The organism is Oceanobacillus senegalensis (assembly GCF_900176885.1).
Lineage (GTDB): Bacteria > Bacillota > Bacilli > Bacillales > Amphibacillaceae > Oceanobacillus > Oceanobacillus senegalensis.
In genome coordinates this window covers 3,628,572-3,647,169 of sequence record NZ_LT839648.1, presented here as the reverse complement: position 1 = coordinate 3,647,169, position 18,598 = coordinate 3,628,572, and the positions used below count along the sequence as shown (strand labels likewise).

16 protein-coding genes, 1 rRNA gene and 1 pseudogene are annotated in these 18,598 nt (G+C 38.6%); 6 read left to right on the top strand and 12 right to left on the bottom strand.

All coding sequences use genetic code 11. The features are described from left to right. Positions 1–118: 118 nt before the first annotated feature. From CAO17_RS17685 to CAO17_RS17675, 3 genes are all read right to left on the bottom strand, one after another. A 16S ribosomal RNA gene (locus CAO17_RS17685) occupies positions 119–1,683 on the bottom strand. Positions 1,684–2,278: 595 nt separating this feature from the next. Beyond that, positions 2,279–3,340, bottom strand: coding sequence for an FUSC family protein (locus CAO17_RS17680; RefSeq protein ID WP_085993888.1), 1,062 nt, complete (start codon positions 3,338–3,340; stop codon positions 2,279–2,281). Between the two features lie 186 nt (positions 3,341–3,526). Then, entirely contained in the window at positions 3,527–4,984 is a 1,458-nt protein-coding gene (locus CAO17_RS17675; protein WP_085993887.1) for an MFS transporter, read from the bottom strand. Between the two features lie 427 nt (positions 4,985–5,411). Between CAO17_RS17675 and CAO17_RS17670 the strand changes: the two genes are divergently transcribed. The 3 genes from CAO17_RS17670 (at position 5,412) to queC (ending at position 7,698) form a co-directional block, all read left to right on the top strand. After that, a complete protein-coding gene (locus CAO17_RS17670) occupies positions 5,412–6,206 on the top strand; it encodes an N-acetylmuramoyl-L-alanine amidase (RefSeq protein WP_085993886.1) in 795 nt (264 codons plus the stop codon). Positions 6,207–6,474: 268 nt separating this feature from the next. Beyond that, positions 6,475–7,008, top strand: coding sequence for a VUT family protein (locus CAO17_RS17665; RefSeq protein WP_085993885.1), 534 nt, complete (start codon positions 6,475–6,477; stop codon positions 7,006–7,008). A gap of 18 nt (positions 7,009–7,026) precedes the next feature. Further along, positions 7,027–7,698, top strand: a complete 672-nt coding sequence (gene queC / locus CAO17_RS17660) for a 7-cyano-7-deazaguanine synthase QueC (RefSeq protein WP_085993884.1) — start codon at positions 7,027–7,029, stop codon at positions 7,696–7,698. Between the two features lie 109 nt (positions 7,699–7,807). On the opposite strand, the gene CAO17_RS17655 is transcribed toward queC, so the two are convergent. The 8 genes from CAO17_RS17655 to atoD form a co-directional block, all read right to left on the bottom strand. Then, entirely contained in the window at positions 7,808–8,347 is a 540-nt protein-coding gene (locus tag CAO17_RS17655; protein WP_085994553.1) for a D-glycero-alpha-D-manno-heptose-1,7-bisphosphate 7-phosphatase, read from the bottom strand. Positions 8,348–8,847: 500 nt separating this feature from the next. Beyond that, positions 8,848–10,254, bottom strand: a complete 1,407-nt coding sequence (locus CAO17_RS17645; RefSeq protein ID WP_085993882.1) for a sigma-54 interaction domain-containing protein — start codon at positions 10,252–10,254, stop codon at positions 8,848–8,850. Between the two features lie 260 nt (positions 10,255–10,514). Continuing rightward, complete coding sequence (locus CAO17_RS17640; protein ID WP_085993881.1) at positions 10,515–11,444, bottom strand: 3-hydroxyacyl-CoA dehydrogenase family protein; 930 nt, start codon at positions 11,442–11,444, stop codon at positions 10,515–10,517. Between the two features lie 26 nt (positions 11,445–11,470). Further along, complete coding sequence (locus CAO17_RS17635) at positions 11,471–12,754, bottom strand: GntP family permease (RefSeq protein WP_085993880.1); 1,284 nt, start codon at positions 12,752–12,754, stop codon at positions 11,471–11,473. Between the two features lie 97 nt (positions 12,755–12,851). After that, entirely contained in the window at positions 12,852–13,628 is a 777-nt protein-coding gene (locus CAO17_RS17630) for a 3-hydroxybutyrate dehydrogenase (RefSeq protein WP_085993879.1), read from the bottom strand. 438 nt (positions 13,629–14,066) lie between these two features. Continuing rightward, positions 14,067–15,251: an acetyl-CoA C-acetyltransferase gene (locus tag CAO17_RS17625; protein ID WP_085993878.1), complete on the bottom strand. Its 1,185-nt coding sequence runs from the start codon at positions 15,249–15,251 to the stop codon at positions 14,067–14,069. A 24-nt stretch (positions 15,252–15,275) separates the two neighbouring features. Then, positions 15,276–15,941, bottom strand: coding sequence for a 3-oxoacid CoA-transferase subunit B (locus tag CAO17_RS17620; protein WP_085993877.1), 666 nt, complete (start codon positions 15,939–15,941; stop codon positions 15,276–15,278). A gap of 15 nt (positions 15,942–15,956) precedes the next feature. Beyond that, entirely contained in the window at positions 15,957–16,601 is a 645-nt protein-coding gene (gene atoD, locus CAO17_RS17615) for an acetate CoA-transferase subunit alpha (protein WP_085993876.1), read from the bottom strand. Between the two features lie 668 nt (positions 16,602–17,269). Between atoD and CAO17_RS22035 the strand changes: the two are divergent. The 3 genes and pseudogenes from CAO17_RS22035 to CAO17_RS17600 all read left to right on the top strand — a co-directional run. After that, positions 17,270–17,338: pseudogene (locus CAO17_RS22035) on the top strand (DUF4023 family protein); the annotation flags it as partial. 32 nt (positions 17,339–17,370) lie between these two features. Continuing rightward, on the top strand, positions 17,371–17,553 hold the full coding sequence (locus CAO17_RS17605; protein WP_085993875.1) for an H-type small acid-soluble spore protein: 183 nt from the start codon (positions 17,371–17,373) through the stop codon (positions 17,551–17,553). A 100-nt stretch (positions 17,554–17,653) separates the two neighbouring features. Continuing rightward, positions 17,654–17,836: an H-type small acid-soluble spore protein gene (locus CAO17_RS17600; protein ID WP_085993874.1), complete on the top strand. Its 183-nt coding sequence runs from the start codon at positions 17,654–17,656 to the stop codon at positions 17,834–17,836. 109 nt (positions 17,837–17,945) lie between these two features. Here CAO17_RS17600 and CAO17_RS17595 read toward each other — a convergent pair whose 3' ends face one another. Next, a complete protein-coding gene (locus tag CAO17_RS17595; RefSeq protein ID WP_085993873.1) occupies positions 17,946–18,584 on the bottom strand; it encodes an NADPH-dependent FMN reductase in 639 nt (212 codons plus the stop codon). Positions 18,585–18,598 lie beyond the last annotated feature (14 nt).

The following is an 18,598-nucleotide window of genomic DNA, read 5'->3' as shown; positions in this document are numbered from 1 at the left end:
ATCCCTCAAAACTGAACCAAACAATTCATTATGCCTTATATTCACCTTGTGAAAGGTGTTCCGTAATAATTTAGCTTCAGCTCCTGCAATCAGTCGCTTACGCTTTTCATTTCCTTAGAAAGGAGGTGATCCAGCCGCACCTTCCGATACGGCTACCTTGTTACGACTTCACCCCAATCATTGGTCCCACCTTCGGCGGCTGGCTCCAAAAGGTTACCTCACCGACTTCGGGTGTTACCAACTCTCGTGGTGTGACGGGCGGTGTGTACAAGACCCGGGAACGTATTCACCGCGGCATGCTGATCCGCGATTACTAGCGATTCCGGCTTCATGTAGGCGAGTTGCAGCCTACAATCCGAACTGAGAATGGTTTTATGGGATTTGCTTGACCTCACGGTTTCGCTTCCCTTTGTACCATCCATTGTAGCACGTGTGTAGCCCAGGTCATAAGGGGCATGATGATTTGACGTCATCCCCACCTTCCTCCGGTTTGTCACCGGCAGTCACCTTAGAGTGCCCAACTGAATGCTGGCAACTAAGATCAAGGGTTGCGCTCGTTGCGGGACTTAACCCAACATCTCACGACACGAGCTGACGACAACCATGCACCACCTGTCACTCTGTCCCCGAAGGGAAAATCCTATCTCTAGGAGTGTCAGAGGATGTCAAGACCTGGTAAGGTTCTTCGCGTTGCTTCGAATTAAACCACATGCTCCACCGCTTGTGCGGGTCCCCGTCAATTCTTTTGAGTTTCAGCCTTGCGGCCGTACTCCCCAGGCGGAGTGCTTAATGCGTTAACTTCAGCACTAAAGGGCGGAAACCCTCTAACACCTAGCACTCATCGTTTACGGCGTGGACTACCAGGGTATCTAATCCTGTTCGCTACCCACGCTTTCGCTCCTCAGCGTCAGTTACAGACCAGAGAGTCGCCTTCGCCACTGGTGTTCCTCCACATCTCTACGCATTTCACCGCTACACGTGGAATTCCACTCTCCTCTTCTGTACTCAAGTCCTCCAGTTTCCAATGACCGCTCACGGTTAAGCCGCAAGATTTCACATCAGACTTAAAAGACCGCCTGCGAGCGCTTTACGCCCAATAAATCCGGACAACGCTTGCCACCTACGTATTACCGCGGCTGCTGGCACGTAGTTAGCCGTGGCTTTCTGGTTAGGTACCGTCAAGGTATGATCAGTTACTATCATACTTGTTCTTCCCTAACAACAGAGTTTTACGATCCGAAAACCTTCTTCACTCACGCGGCGTTGCTCCGTCAGACTTTCGTCCATTGCGGAAGATTCCCTACTGCTGCCTCCCGTAGGAGTCTGGGCCGTGTCTCAGTCCCAGTGTGGCCGATCACCCTCTCAGGTCGGCTACGCATCGTCGCCTTGGTGAGCCTTTACCTCACCAACTAACTAATGCGCCGCGGGCCCATCTGTAAGTGACAGCCGAAGCCGTCTTTCAAACTCTCCATCATGCGATGAAAAGTATTATCCGGTATTAGCTCACGTTTCCGCAAGTTATCCCAATCTTACAGGCAGGTTGCCCACGTGTTACTCACCCGTCCGCCGCTCGTTCCACTAACGTCACCCCCGAAGGGGATCCGTTAGCTTCCCGCGCTCGACTTGCATGTATTAGGCACGCCGCCAGCGTTCGTCCTGAGCCAAGATCAAACTCTCCAAAAAATAGATGAGCTTTCTTGCTCTTAACTTAACTAGCATGTATTGCTTGACATAATGATTGTTTTGTTCAGTTTTCAAAGATCAATAGTCACTTTTTAGCAACAAAAAATACTATACCATGTTCGTTTGCCGAAGTCAACTACTTTTAAAGTGTTTTTTTATTAAGAGTCGCATCGAATCGACAAAAATTATATTACCATACTCCCAACTTCATGTCAAATCCTTTTTAGTTACAAGTAACATAGCAGAATAACTCACAGAGAAACTTTCAATATAAGAAAATTTTTTTAATGTTACTAGTATAAGCAAACTAACTGTTTTGCTATGATTAAGATTTTATGAAGGATATTCAATATAGCATAGACAGAGACCTAAAGCAAGGCTGTTTCTCTTTCAATTATTTCAAATCTTCCACGGAGAAATGAATCCTGAAAACATTATAATCAACAGAATAGAGACTAACCATTTCCAACAACTTGATTTCAGATGAATGTAACCATTCCTAAAGAGTAATGAATTTAACTACTTTCTATTATATACATTACAAAACGAGAGCAGTCTTCTTCATCATGAACAAGGCTACTCTCGTTTTACATAATTATTTATTAAAACTTGTTTTATTTACTTTCAACTCATTAAACCGAACCAATCTTTCCAATTTATCTAACTCATTAAATAGCTCAATAATACCATTGGAAACAGGAAACACATAGGACCACTTTTCAAAACTAGACCCCTGTAGTTCCTCAATTAAATTATTAATAGTCAAACGCATTGCTTGTTTGGTTTCCTTCTGTAAATCGGAATCGAGTTTAATTTTTTCCTCATACATTAACAGTACATTTTCACTGTATCCATTCATTTCACTAACCAATTTTTTAATTAAATAGGTATTACCACTTGATGTATTTTCAATTCCCTCAAGATTTTTTTCCAATTGAACAATTAGCGTGTACTGCTTTTCTAATACCCTTATCATATGTTTGTAGATAACAATGCTTCTTAGAAAGTCCTTTTTATTCCGTATAAATAATCGGTTTCTTTCATCCGCAATGATTTCATAATAGTCCTTCACTTTCGTAATAAGCTTCTCTATCTCTCTATCCTCTTCCTTTTTTTTCGGTATACTCATCGTATTATTTGGGATAACCCGCATTAAGAAATTCATTTTATTACTGGCATTTTTTATCATATTATATAAGTTCTTTTTATGGTTTGGTGGAAATACAAAAACATTTACAACAAAGGCTGACATTACTCCGATTGCAATTAAGGATATTCGTTCAATAATATAGATAAAATTTAACGTATCATCACTTGCTAACATCATTGCCATAATGGTCAAAGCCGTTAAGCTAACTGTTTTATTAAGCCCAAGGCGAATGTTTATTGCAATAGATATGATCACAACCGCACCAACAGATAGTGGATGAATACCAAGCAAAACTGTCCCTAGCAGCGCAAAGATCACAGCAACTCCATTTGAAATCAATACTTCTTTAATATATGCAAACGAGCGCATAATGGACGGCTGCATTGCCAAAACAGCAGCAATCGCCGCAACAATTTCCAATTTAAGACCAATCATTCCCGTAAACAATAATGTCACCGCTACAGCAAGCCCTGTCTTTACCATTCTTGGGCCAATATTAAATTCCATGTTTACAAATTTACACCTCGGTTATGAACATATTTATTCTTATCTGCATCTAATTATATTCAATTAACTGGGACCTGTCACTTTCTAGTTTTGTCATAATATGTTGGGCTAATTTTGGAAAACAAAAAAGTTGCTGAATAACATGCAATTCAGCAACAAAAGTGACATGGGAAATATTCAATACCCCTACGTTTCCATTTCTAAACCTCTATTTTCCGCCCTTTTCAATCGGATATTTTTGATTATTACATAGATAAGCATTACAAAGGTTAGACCGGCCATAAACCAAAAGAAACTAGTGAATCCTGTCATAACATGTGCAACTTCCCTCTCATTACCCGTCATCATCCACTCTGTCATAGAGCCATCCATGAACCCATTCATAAACGTTACTCCTATTGCTGTTCCTAACGCCATCCCTAGGTTTCTAAGTAGAGCAATGGAGCTTGTTGTAATTCCAATATAACGAATGGAAACATAACCAATAATTAAACTGTAGTTCGGTGAGGTTAGGACACCCATGGATATACCCAAGAAACATAGGAATACTGCTACCATCATCAAGGAGCTAGTTGCAGTTAAAAGACTTAAACAAATCAATGAGCCAATCATGAACAATAATCCAGCTAATACAACGGCATAGCTACCAAATTTATCGGAGAGCGTACCACTAATAGGACCAAATATGGCTAACAATAATGGATATGTCATTAATAAAAGGCCCGACACAGAAGGCGACACCCCAAGAATACCTTGTAAGTAAAACGGAATAACAACCATTGTAGCAAAGGTCGCCATATAGCTAACCACAATAATGAGAGATCCTGCTTTTACCATCGGAGGAGAAAACAGATTCAAATGAATAAACGGATTTTCTCGTTTCTTCGTCCAAATGATAAAGGCAATAAAAGCCAACACACCGATAACAGCTATTGTCGCCAAAAACATATTAAACTGCCCTTCACCAATTTGATTCAACACATAAATAAATGCCGGAACCGTAATACCAAATAATGCCGCCCCAACAAAATCCATGGAACTGGATGTTGGTTCTTTCTTATCATTTGGTATAAACCGAATTGCCATCCATACCGATGCAATGATAATGGGAACCTGAATCCAAAACAGCATATGCCAAGTGAACCAATTAATAATAAATCCTCCTGCAGATGGTCCAAGCATAGCTCCAACCCCAACTGCAGTACTTATAATCCCTAAAGCTTCCCCCCGCTTTTCTTCCGGGTAATGCTCCGTTATGATTGCCATGTTGGTCGCCTGTAGCATTGCAGCACCAATTCCCTGGAGCAGTCTAGAAGCAATTAATAGCCCTAGTGAAAACGAAAGAGCCGAAAAGGTAATCCCTACTCCAAACACCAAATAACCGAAATAATGTAATTGTTTTTTTCCGTATCGATCTGAAAGGCTACCCATAATTGGAAGAAAAAGCATAACCATTAATAAATATCCGGTCACAACCCATTGTGTGGCACTAACAGAGACTTCAAAGTACAGGGAAAGATTTGGTAAAGCAATATTCACTAGTCCAGCTGAAAAGTGAGAAAGGAAGGTTCCAGGAAGAACGGAAAGCATTAATAGAAGTGGTGTTACTTTATTTAACTGTATTGAAGTGTCCTGTTTAACCATATACGCCACCTAATCTTTTCGTTTCGCTAATCGTATACCCAAGAAACTATTCTTCCCTATAACTTCTCCTTTACTCTTACAGCCCCTATATCAAAAAACATATTTTTTCAGCTGCTAATCCCCCAAACCTACCTCCGTTCTTCGATAGTAACAATGAAGGAAACAAAAAGCGTAAAGCCCGACCTTAGTCAACCTTCCATATGCAGTTGAGTCGATGTTAGTGGTGGCGTGTGAAGTGACTGGCGTATAGTTTACAAGGTATCCCTGCTTAGGAACCGAATAACGGTTAAAACTTTATCCTTTCTTAATTCTTACCTAAAAAAAGGGATAACAGAGATGAATAGTTAATCATATCAAATAGCCTGTCCAACCGTTCCATTTTTGTTTCCCATAATTTAAAACAAAGAAATAAATGAGAGGTGAAAATATGAAGCTCTATTTAGATCCTGGACATGGTGGAAAAGACCCGGGTGCACAAGGGAATAGTCTACAGGAGAAACATGTAACTTTAGATATTGCAAAACGAATCCATTCCATTTTAAGCAACGAATATGAAGGGATACAAATAAAAATGAGCAGAACCAGTGATACAAGTAAATGCTTAAACAAACGTACCAACGAAGCCAACTCCTGGGGTGCTGACTACTTTGTATCCATTCATTGCAATGCCTTCAATGGAAAAGCAAAAGGATATGAGGATTATATTTATAGTGAATTAAGCGATTCGTCACTTACCTCAGAATATCAAAATATCATGCATGAGGAGATTACAAAGCTTAATCAGCTATCTGTTCGCCGAAAGAAAAAGGCTAATTTCCACGTCCTACGTGAAACAAAAATGGCAGCATTCCTATCAGAAAATGGCTTCATTGATAACGACAATGATGCGAATTTCATGAAGCAAGCATCCTGGAGACAGAAAGTTGCACGTGGCCATGTAAATGGTATTGCAAGGGCATTTCATTTGAAAAAGAAGGATGAGATTAATCCAATTACGCTGTATATGGTTATAGTGGGGTCCTTTGATTCAAAGGAAAATGCTGATACCCGGGTTTCCAAGCTTCAAGAAAAGGGAATCAAAGCTTTTGTTGAACCCATTATGATATCAAACAAACATTGGTATAGGGTGCAAGCAGGTGCCTTTTACTATAAAGAAAATGCTGAGGCTCAGGTAGACAGATTGGAAAACGCCGGTTTTAAAGCATTTATATGGAAGGCATAATCAAATGTGAGAGTACGAAGAGACAAGTACTCTCACATTTTTTTCCTTTAAAAAAGTTAGGTATATTTTAACCACGATCAACTATCATATGTTAAGATATGTTTTAGTTAAAATCAAAAATCTACTAAGTCGTAGAAGAGGTTCTATCTAGCGTAAACCCTCTATAAAAAACTAGGGATAGCTATATCTTTAGGGGTATAGTTTTTTTATTTTGAGTGGAACTTTACACTGAACCTCCTGACGAGATAATAAGAAGGAGTGTTATCGTATGAGAATATTTCTTTATTTAATTGTTATTATTCTAGCTAATGTAATTACGGCGAAATTCGCCCCATTACATTTGGGTATATTCATCATCCCTTATGGTTCATTTCTAATCGGAGTAACGTTCATCTTACGTGACTTCGTTCAAAACAGATACGGAAAGAGAAACACGTATTTACTTATCTGTCTAGCATTAATACTATCTGCTATTTCTAGTTATCTGCTAGGTGACACATTATGGATTGTATTTGCTAGTGCGATTAGCTTCCTCGTTTCCGAGACATTCGATACCGAAATTTACTCTAGAATGAAAAAGTCCTTTTACACAAGGGTTTTATACAGTGGAACAGTTGGAGGAATCCTAGACTCTACTATTTTTGTTATCATTGGTTTATCTCCAATTGGGGCTGGAATGGTGCCTTGGGCTGGTGTCTGGAGTGCGATATTAGGCCAGATTATTATTAAAATCGTGATGCAATTCTTAGGTGTTTCCGTATTACAACTTACGAATATCACAAAGCGTGAATTTGCAAATTAATAGATTAGGAGTTTTAAAATGTTAAAAAATGAAAAAGCAATCGTAGTTTTCAGTGGGGGACAGGATAGTACAACATGTCTATTCTGGGCATTGGAACGTTTTAAAGAGGTTGAACTCATTACATTTGACTATAATCAACGACATAAAGCAGAAATAGAATGTGCCAAAGAAATCGCAAGCGATCTTCATGTAAAACATCATATCTTAAATATGGATTTATTAAACCAATTGGCACCAAATGCACTAACGAGAAGTGATATGGAAGTAAAAGATGGTGAAAATGGCGAATTGCCTTCCACATTCGTACCAGGCAGAAATCTCGTTTTCCTATCCTTTGCAAGCATTCTTGCTAACCAAGTTGGTGCAAAACATATTATTACAGGTGTTTGTGAAACAGACTTCAGCGGTTATCCCGATTGCCGAGATGACTTCATTAAATCATTAAATGTTTCCGTCAATCTTGCCATGGATGAAAAACTTGTCATCCATACACCATTAATGTGGCTTAACAAAGCAGAAGCATGGAAACTTGCAGATGAAATGGGCAAACTTGAATATATTCGAACCAAAACTTTAACATGTTATAACGGCATCAAAGGTGATGGATGTGGAACCTGCCCATCCTGTCAATTACGTCTTAAAGGCTACGAAGAGTATATTCAACAGAAACAACAAGCTTCATCTAACTAAACATGAAGGGCAATTTTGCAGTTCAGGCGAAAATTGCCCTTCATTTGATTTATGAGTTCAAAACAGTCTTATTCCCTTTCTACCCGTCCCCTCATGCATCCTTGATTATTTAAACGTAAAATTGTTCTCCAACCAACCAATTGGAAAATGATAATAAATCCTTAAAATACATATCCGCTTCAGTCTGCTCCTCCTTACGATCACCCACCAATACGGTCTTTGTGCCAGCTTCCTTCCCCGCTTCGATATCTGGAGCACGGTCACCAACCATATAGCTATTTCTAAGATCAATATGATGCTTCTCGGCTAGATCCAAAATCATCTGTGGCTTTGGCTTTCGACAAGCACAATTAGCATGTGGCTTATGGGGACAATAGGAAACTTCGTCAATCGTAGCACCGAATGCAGCTAAATCATCCATCATTTTTTGATGAACTTTCTTAAGCATGGACTCTTTCATATAACCTAGGCCGATTCCACCTTGATTTGTAACAACAAATACGCGAAAACCTGCTTTATTAAAACAGCGAATAGCCTTGCCAACGCCTTTTAATAAATGAAAATCTTTTGGTTCATTAACAAATTTCACGCGATTGCTTAATACCTCATTTATCACACCATCTCTATCTAGAAAAATACCTTGATTCATTCTCATTTCATTCCTTCATGCAAAAATAAAAAGCAACTACCAATAGTAGTTACTTTTTAAGTATGGATGGATTCATTCCGATTATACAGTTTTTATGCATCTTCTACTAATCTTGCAACGTCTCCTCCACATTTACTACATTTACCTTTTAATAAAATACCAAAATCGTCATCATTTAACGTATAATCTTTTATCTTAGTCACTCCGCAAGTCGAACAAAATACATTAGAAATAAGTTTCTCTTGAAATTCCTTGGGTATCTTTGACCATTTCTTAGCTGCTTGGAAATTAATAACTGTCATCTTATCACCCTTTACGAACTAAATTTATATTTCTTTTGAATATAACATACATACACCTATTCTGTAACCGGAATATCCAAATTAACATAAGCAAATCTTCAATCAGTGGGGGATAAATTGCTTTGCTTTTACCTGTGATAAACTGCCAATTCCCCCTAAAAAAGTGGATATTAACCTACGTAAACGAACCAACTACGTTTATTGAATTTCATATAATTTACATTTGTCATAAAGACTTGTTTTTCCGATTCCTAGGAGTTTTGCTGCTTCCAATTTATTTCCATTAGTAAATCTTAGTGTTCTTTCAATGGCTTGTTTTTCAGCCATCGCAACCGTATCTTTTAATGGACGAATGGGGATGCTTGATTCCTGTATAGCCTTCTTTGTTTCGTTGCCTACATGTCCCAACTCTTCGTTTTCTTCCATATCTCTTAAATATAATGGGAGATCTACCACTTCGATTCTATTACCTTTCAATACATTAATTGCCCGTTCGAGCACATTTTCTAGTTCTCGCACATTACCGGGCCAAAGATGACGCTTCAACTTCTCCATAACCTCAGTAGAGCATGTTACTTGTTTTTTATAAAACCGCTTTTCAAGTTTAGATAGAAGCATTTTGATAAGTAAAGGAATATCCTCTACTCTATTCCTCAATGGAGGAATTTCCAGGTGGATGACATTGATCCGATAATATAAATCCTGCCTAAATGTTCCTTCTTTCACCATTTCTTCTAAATTCCGATGGGTTGCGGCAATAATGCGGACATCGATAGGAATCCTTCTTTGTCCACCAACAGGCTGAATCTCCTTTTCCTGTAAGGCTCTTAATAGTTTGCTTTGCATGGATAGAGGCATATCCCCAATTTCATCGAGAAATAAAGTTCCATTTTGAGCAACTTCAAATAACCCCTTCTTTCCACCTTTTTTTGCCCCCGTAAATGCACCATCTTCATAACCAAATAGTTCAGATTCTAGTAGCTCCTCCGGTATAGCAGCACAGTTAATGGGGACAAATGGTGCCTGGTCTCGAAAACTATTGTTATGAATGGAACTAGCAAATAACTCTTTTCCTGTTCCTGATTCTCCTGAGATTAATACGGAAGAATTACTCCCAGAAATAACCTTTGCAAAATCCTTCAAGGCTCTAAAAGATGAGCTGTCTCCAACTAAGTCATCGAAGGTATAACTGCTTTTCAGCTCTTTTTCCACCTTTGAACGATAGTAACTTAAATCCTTCACTAGTCGCTGAATTCTGTTTTTAAAGCTTCTGAGATTTTCTGGGTCTGCAAACATTACCGTCCCAACGGCTCCTTCTAATTTCCCATCAATCATGATAGGAAATCGGTTTGCTACCATAACACTATCATTGATCGGTTGAAAGTGTTCTACTTCTCTTTCTCCCGTTTTAGTAACAATATGCATTCTCGTATTTTCAATTATTTCCTGAACAGGTTTGCCAATGACATCCTCCTGTTTTGTATTTAAAAGATCACAATAAGCATGGTCCATATAAATGATAGTACCTTCATTGTCTACAACAACGATCCGTTCATTCAATAGATGAATGATCTGCTCCAACCATTCCCTAGAAAGCCTTTTCATAGAATTCCACCCTACATCTCTCATAAATAATCTATTTATATTGTATCAAAAAATACGTTCTAGCCTATTATAAATAATTGGTAAAACCTCTAATAGATGGTTTTTATTATCCGTATTACATGGTTCCGTTCTCTGTCTACTTGTTTGGAAGTTTCCACATCGGCTTTCCTTCTAACAAATGACCAACTCTCACCCATATTCATTTCGAAACAAAAAACCACTCCCGCTTCCACAAGGGAAAGAGGAGTGGACGTACTATTCTATTGTTCTTTAATTTTCCCAAGCTGAATAAAATTTCTATCTCTTTGTTCTAATGCTTTTTCAACTAATTCTTTGGAGTAAGAATAGATTCCCTCACCTGTCTTTGTTCCAAGGTTGCCATGTTCTACCTTATTTTTAATGAAGGAAGGTACCTTCTCAGCCTTCGATAATTCAGGTGCCAAGTTTTCGACAACACTCCTCCAAATATCTAAACCACCAAAATCTGCCGTTTCTAGTGGCCCAATGAAAGCCCAGCGGAATCCTGGTCCAGCTGTTAAAGCCAAGTCAATGCTTTTTGCATCTGCGACTCCCTCTTCTAATAGATGGAATGCTTCACGAACCAATGCCGCCTGAAGTCGATTCGCTATAAGTCCTGGAATATCCTTTTGCAATACGACTGGTTCTTTTCCAATGTCCTTCATTAAACTTACCGTACGATCAATAACATTTTCTGATGTTTTACTGCTTTTAACAATTTCTACCAAGGGCACTAGTTGGGCAGGGTTGAAGAAATGGGTAATAATCAAACGCTCGGATCGTCCCATCTTTTCGGCTAATTGCGCTATCGAAAACGTAGATGTATTAGAAGCGATAATCGTTTCCGGTGAAACCATCTCCTCTAATTGCTGGTAAAGTTGATGCTTAACATCTAATACCTCTACCACTACTTCTGTAACAAAATCCGTGTCCTTAGCTGCTTCTTCTAAGTTCGTTGTTACATGAATACGGCTTAATGTTTCTTTCTTTTCTCCTTCCGTAATTTTCCCTTCCTCTATTAACATGGATAAGCTTTTCTCTACGAAAGACAATGCCTTCGTTAAATACTCTGATTTTAGGTCATATAAGGATACATTAAAACCTGCAAGTGCGTAATTTTGAGCAATCCCATGCCCCATCGTACCTGCACCTAATACAGTAATCTTCTTCATATACAAACAACCTTTCTAATTTCTTATTAATAAACTCCTATTGCCGCTAAAGCAATAGCTGCAGCTGTAGCAATGATAGGAATAAGAATAGCGACTACAGCAATATCCTTATAACTATCTTTGTGGGTCATACCAGTAATCGTAAGTACAGTTAATACTGCACCATTATGTGGGAGAACATCTAGACCACCTGAAGAAAGGGATGCAATACGGTGGAATGCCTCCGGACTAATACCAGTATTCATTGCAATTTCATAATATTTACTACCTAATGCTTCTAAGGCAATCCCCATTCCACCTGAAGCAGAGCCAGTTGCACCGGCAAGTAGGTTGACAGCTACTGCCTCAGAAATGAGCGGGTTACCAGGAATCCCCATTAGTAATTCCGTGATTTTAGTAAACCCAGGAACATTTTGCACTACCGTTCCAAAGCCAACAGCAGCACTAGTGTTAATAATCGCTGTAATGGATCCATTTGCACCATCATTAATCGCTTTGATAAACCCTTTTACTTTGGATAGGTTTAAAAGTAGGATTAAAATATTACCAGCGAGAATAGCAACGACAATATCCCAATCTAATAAGTTAAGTGTAAGAATAACGACTAGAAGCGGCAGTAAGGATAACCAAAAATTAGGAAGCTTTTCACCCTCGGCAAACACTTGTTTGTCTTTAGGTTCAACAAATACTTCACCTGCAGCTTTTAATTGTTTCTGTCTCCAGATTAGGTAAAAATAACCGCCAACTCCCATTATAAGAGCTGAGACAATTCCCATCACTGGCGCTGCCATCGCATCTGTTCCAAAATAATCTATTGGAATTAAGTTTTGAATTTGTGGTGTACCTGGTAGCGCTGTCATCGTGAACGTAAACGCACCTAATGCAATCGTAGCAGGCATAATCTTTCTACTAATATTCGCTTCACGGAATAGAGATAATGCTAATGGATATATGGCAAATACAACAACAAATAAGCTAATACCACCATATGTTAATACGGCACATGAAATAAATACAGCTAAAATAGCACGTTTTGTTCCAATAACTCTTGATAACGTAACAGCAATGGATTTAGCCATCCCAGTATCATCCATTAATTTACCAAAGATAGCACTAAGCATAAATACCGGGAACCATGACTTAGCAAATCCAACAAACCCACTCATGTACGTATTTGTATACGCATCCAATAAATCAAGACCACCAGTTAACGCAACAATCCCTGCTGCGATCGGTGCCACCCAAATGATGGACCACCCCATAAAAGCAAGGACCATTAAGACGATAAGACCTAAAATAATACCAAACATATTTTATCTCCTTGTTGTAAAAGAATGATTTGTGGAATTTACACGAGTCAACCGTGTAAACCCTATTAATCTTTTTTTAAAAAAAATTACCTATTAATTACTGTGCTGTATAACCACCATCAAGAACGACAGCTTGTCCTGTCACACCTTTTGCTTTGTCACTAGATAGAAATAGGGCGTAATCTGCAATTTCTTTAACATCCAATAAACGTTTTTGAGGCACTAATGGATAAAGTACTTCTTCTTTAACTGCTTCAACAGGTACATTACGAGTTTTCGCTAAGTCTTCAAATTGTCCACGTACAAGTGGTGTATCTACGTAACCTGGGCAGATTGCGTTAACAGTAACACCATGTTCCGCTGCTTCTAATGCAGCAACTTTTGTTAAACCAATTACTCCATGTTTTGCACTGTTATATGCAGCTTTACCAGCAAAACCGATTAGTCCATTGATAGAGGCCATGTTTAGAATACGACCAAATCCTTGTTTTTTCATGATTGGTAAGGCATGCTTGATTGCTACAAATGGAGCAACTAACATAACATTGATCATAAATTGATATTTATCTGTTGGAAAATCTTCAATTGGAGAAACATGTTGCAAACCTGCGTTATTGAAAAGCACATCTAATCTTCCATAGTTTTCAATAGTTTGTTCAATAGCTTTTTTAATTTCCTCTTCTTTTGTAACGTCTACTTTAATACCTAAGCAGTCATAACCATTTGCCTTCAGCTCGTCTACTGTTTCATTTAACTTTTCCTCATTAACATCGGTGAAAATGACCTTTGCACCATTTTCTAGAAACTCAATACCAATTTGACGCCCGATTCCGCTAGCTGCACCTGTAACAAAAACTACTTTATTTTCAACCATCTATTATTCCTCCTAATTGCTATAATATTTTTTTAATTTAGGCCATTCTATTATATCCTATTGGCTTTTAATCTCTAAAGTGTAAAGAATATGTTTAAAATATGGTATGCTTTCATTCCACTCCAAGCAGTTTCAAACATTAGGTCAATCTTTCACCCACGATTACACCGCATACTGAAAAAGGGACTACTTTTTTCAAGGATTCAATTGCCCCTTGCACCAGTCAAGTCGAGAATATTAAAGCAAGCGTATGTTTTTTATATATTAAGATTACATCGTACAATACCGGCAAAGGAAATACACGGAGACTTCTTGACTGTGATGCTTAGGCCCGTAGCAAACCTTTCCTATGGGAGCTAAGATCACATAAAGTGTCGTGTATTTACAGAGCGGTAATGACGCACAAATTAGCATAGTAAGCAAATGCACAGGATGATATTACTTTTCCATTTCTACTACACTAGCAACTCCCATACCGCCACCGATACAAAGCGTAGCTAATCCGAGATGTAAATCTTGTTTTTTCAATTCATGAAGTAATGTTACTAGAATTCTAGCACCACTGGCTCCGATTGGATGTCCTAGAGCAATTGCCCCACCATTAACATTTAATTTATTATTTGGTATTTCAAGCTCTCTTCCAACAGCTAATGACTGTGCAGCAAAAGCTTCGTTTGCTTCAATTAAATCCATGTCAGCAATAGAAAGACCTACTTTTTTCAATACCTTTTTCGTTGCAGGTACTGGGCCAATTCCCATAATGGAAGGATCCACACCTCGAGCACTATTACCGCGTAATACTGCCATTGGTTTAACCCCAAGCTCTTCTGCCTTTTCACGACTCATAAGAAGCAATGCTGCAGCACCATCATTAATACCAGAAGCATTTCCTGCAGTAACCGTCCCCTCTTTTTTAAATGCAGGTTTTAATTTACCAAGCTTTTCGGTTGTTACACCTGCACGCGGGAATTCATCTGTATCAAATACAACTGGCTCCCCTTTACGTTGCGGAATTTCTATTGGAACGATTTCGTCTTTGAATTTTCCCTCGTTGATTGCTTCCTCAGCTTTTTGCTGACTCCATGCAGAAAACTCATCCTGTTCCTCGCGGGTTAAGCTGTATTTTTCTGCTATATTTTCAGCAGTGATTCCCATATGGTAGTCATTCATGGCACACTGTAATCCATCTTTAATCATACTGTCCTCGACTTTACCATCACCCATACGGTAACCTGTTCTGCCCTTAGGTAGAAGATAAGGTGCTTGACTCATATTTTCCATTCCACCTGCTACGACAACGTCTGCATCTCCTAGTTGAATTGCCTGAGAAGCAAGGTGAACTGCTTTTAGTCCTGATCCGCACAGTTTATTAATGGTTGTTGCAGGTACTTCCATTGGAATACCTGCTTTTAGTGCTGCTTGACGTGCCGGTCCTTGTCCTAAACCTGCTTGTAATACATTCCCCATGATGACTTCATCCACTTGATTTCCTTGGACACCAGCACGACGAAGTGCTTCTGTCATAACCGTTGCACCCAATTCTGTTGCTGGGGTATTGCTCAATGTACCCATAAATGTTCCAATCGCTGTTCTTACAGCACTAACGATAACTACGTCCCGCATGATACAAACCTCCATAATAAAATATTAATTAAATTGCACTTCATTTACTCTTAGACCAATTGTAAATGGTGCTTCTGTCTTCTCCTTAACTGTTTCAAGGTCTACACCTTCTTGAAGTTCTTCTAGTACAAGACCTTCTTCTGTTACACGGAATACAGCCAATTCCGTTACAATTAAATCTACAACAGCTTTTCCTGTTAGTGGTAACTTACATTCTTCCAAAATCTTGGAAGCCCCTTTTTTAGAGCAGTGTTCCATCGCAACAATAACCTTCTTCGCACCTGTCACTAAATCCATCGCACCGCCCATTCCTGGCACCATTTTTCCAGGGATAATCCAGTTTGCAAGATTACCGTGCTGGTCTACTTCAAGTCCACCAAGTACAGTTACATCTACGTGTCCACCACGAATTAATGCAAAAGATGTTTGGCTATCAAAGAAAGCACCACCTGAGTTTATACCAATCGGTTGACCACCTGCATTTACTAAATCCTTGCTTGCTTCTCCTTTTATCGGCCCTAACCCAGTAAATCCATTTTCGGATTGAAGGATCACATCCACCCCTTCAGGTAAGTAGTTAGGAATCATCGTTGGGAGTCCAATCCCCAGATTTACTAAATCACCATCATGTAATTCCTTTGCTACACGTGCTGCAATAATCTCTTTCGAAGTTTTCACTGTTTCTGTCATCCTAATTACCTCCTTTTATACTAAGATTTTATCGACAACAACACCAGGAGTAACAACTGTATTCGGATCAAGTTCACCGATTTCAACAATTTCCTCCACTTCAACTACTACTAAATCTGCAGCTAAAGCCATCATTGGATTAAAGTTCCTTGCTGATTGGTGGTATACTAAATTACCTGCTTTATCAGCTTTATGAGCCTTAATGATTGCCACATCTGCTTTTAATGGTTTTTCTAACAAATATACTTTACCATCTACTTCAATTGTCGCTTTTCCTTCTTCCACAACCGTTCCCACACCTGTTGGGGTTAAGACACCACCAAGGCCCGCACCACCAGCATGTAATCTCTCCGCTAATGTACCTTGTGGAACAAGCTCCACATCAATTTCCCCAGCAATCATTTTTTTCCCGGTCATTGGATTTGTCCCTATATGTGAAGCAATAAGTCTTTTAATTCGATTATTGGCCACCAGTGGTCCTACTCCTGTTTCCTCATATGCTGTATCACTAGATATTAATGTGAGATCTTTTGCATTGGATTCCAATATAGCGGAAACAAGTTTCTCAGACGCACCAACGCCCATGAATCCACCACACATGATTGTCATGCTATCTTTGAAAGTATTTATTGCATCTTTCATTGTAATTACTTTATTCATTATACAAGCACCTCCTGAGTTAGTTGAATAATTTATTTGTGATTTTATCTCCTCATCACCTATTCTTATGCAAAATTCATGCCAACTACAAAAAATCCTTTGCCGCCCCATAAGTGCTATCCTTTTAATTTTCTGTTTATTTCTGGAACGCCTATCGATAAAGATCCTCGGGAAAACGTTTTCATTTAATACGGGAAATAATACCAATTTCTATCGTATGTTTCATCCACCTTGAAAATTCCAGATAACCGGAAAGTTCCGTTTTACCGGAACTTATAACGCTATTTTTCCGCATTTCCGGAAATAAGGATATTATAATTGTAATATGCTCTCATGTAATCGCCGGCTTTTATCTCGTGATTAACTGGCTGTAAGACCCTTAACGAGAAGAATCCGAGATACCTTTAGAACGATAAATGGGGGTCAGGCAGCCAGTAAACTCCTGATTCATTCATCGAACAATCAGTAAGGGTGTAGGGACCCCTATTGATTGAATATTCACTTTATACCAATAACCATCTGTTTCAAATCATCACGACCTATTTGCTTCTGTATTACATTTTTCCCTACATATTGGATACCCTACTTATAGAAAGATATATATAGGAGGAAAAATGATGGAAGATACAAATGAGTTTGTAGAAAAGATTAAACGCAATTAAAAAAAGGATTTGAAAAATAAGAAACGACAAGGTAGAGGTCATCCAGAACAAAGGTTACCGAACAAAAAGCATTAAGTTTACGAGATTTTTAAATATGGAGGGCTAATATGAATAAGCAACGGGCAAAAGAGATTACTGAATCAGCTGATTTAATAAACGTTATGTACAATGGAAAGCAAATTTACATCCAACATGTTGATAACAATACTCCTACCGCAAGAGTATACCAATTAGATGACCCACAAAACGAATTTAATGTTCACCTAGATCAATTAGAAGAATTAAAATAAATAGTTGGTGCAAGGCAATCCACTTGCCTTGCGCCCATAACCACTTGCAGCACACCAAAAACACTTTTTAGAATATATAAGACAATTCGGAGGATAGGATATGGACAGGAACAAAGCAAAGCAAATCGCCCAATCAAACAAATTAATCCCTGTTACATACAAAGGTAGATCTGTTGTTATCAAGCAAGTAGATGAACAACAAGACATCGCACGTGTTTTTCCGTTAGACAATCTTAATAGTGAATTAAGTGTTGAATTATCTTTGTTAGATGTAGAGTCGTAATACCTAGTCTGTAGCATGATGGTCACTCAAGCAATAAAAAACAAGCGACGTAATCATCGCTTGTTTCTAATCATCTATATAAAAGGATTGTGGATACTTCGTTTATCCATTATTTATCTCTCAATGGTTTAAAGGCTTTACTCCAGCTAATAATCTGATCTAACATTTCATTTGCATTTGCTTCATGGTAATCAGCTGGTTTGAATTCACTCATGTTTTCAAAGTCTGTCATTAAGGAGAATGTTACTGCTGTACGAACATCAGCAACCTGCAATTCACCTAAAATTAGACGTAGATTTTCATGAGCACGAACACCTCCAAGGCTACCATATCCAACAAACCCTGCCACTTTGTTATTTACCTCTGGATTAACGTAATCAAGAGCATTTTTTAATGCTCCACCTGTTGCGTGATTGTACTCAGGAGTTACAAAAATATACGCGTCATAGGTTGCCATTTTTTCTGACCACGCTTTAATGGTCTTTGCTGATTCTTCTTGCTGCTCTTCAGGAAGAGGTAGGCCAAGCATTGGTAGATCATAGTTTGCTAAATCGACTAGTTCATACTCTACCTGACTATCATTACGTTTTCTTGCAAAATCCAACATCCAATTTGCAACTGCTTCCGCATTTCGGTCTTGACGTACACTACCAATAACAATACCAATCTTTAATGATTCTTCTACCTTTTTTTCTACTGCCTTTTCCTCTGTTGTTGACTTACCAAATAACTTACTAAAGAATCCCATTATTGCAACCCTTT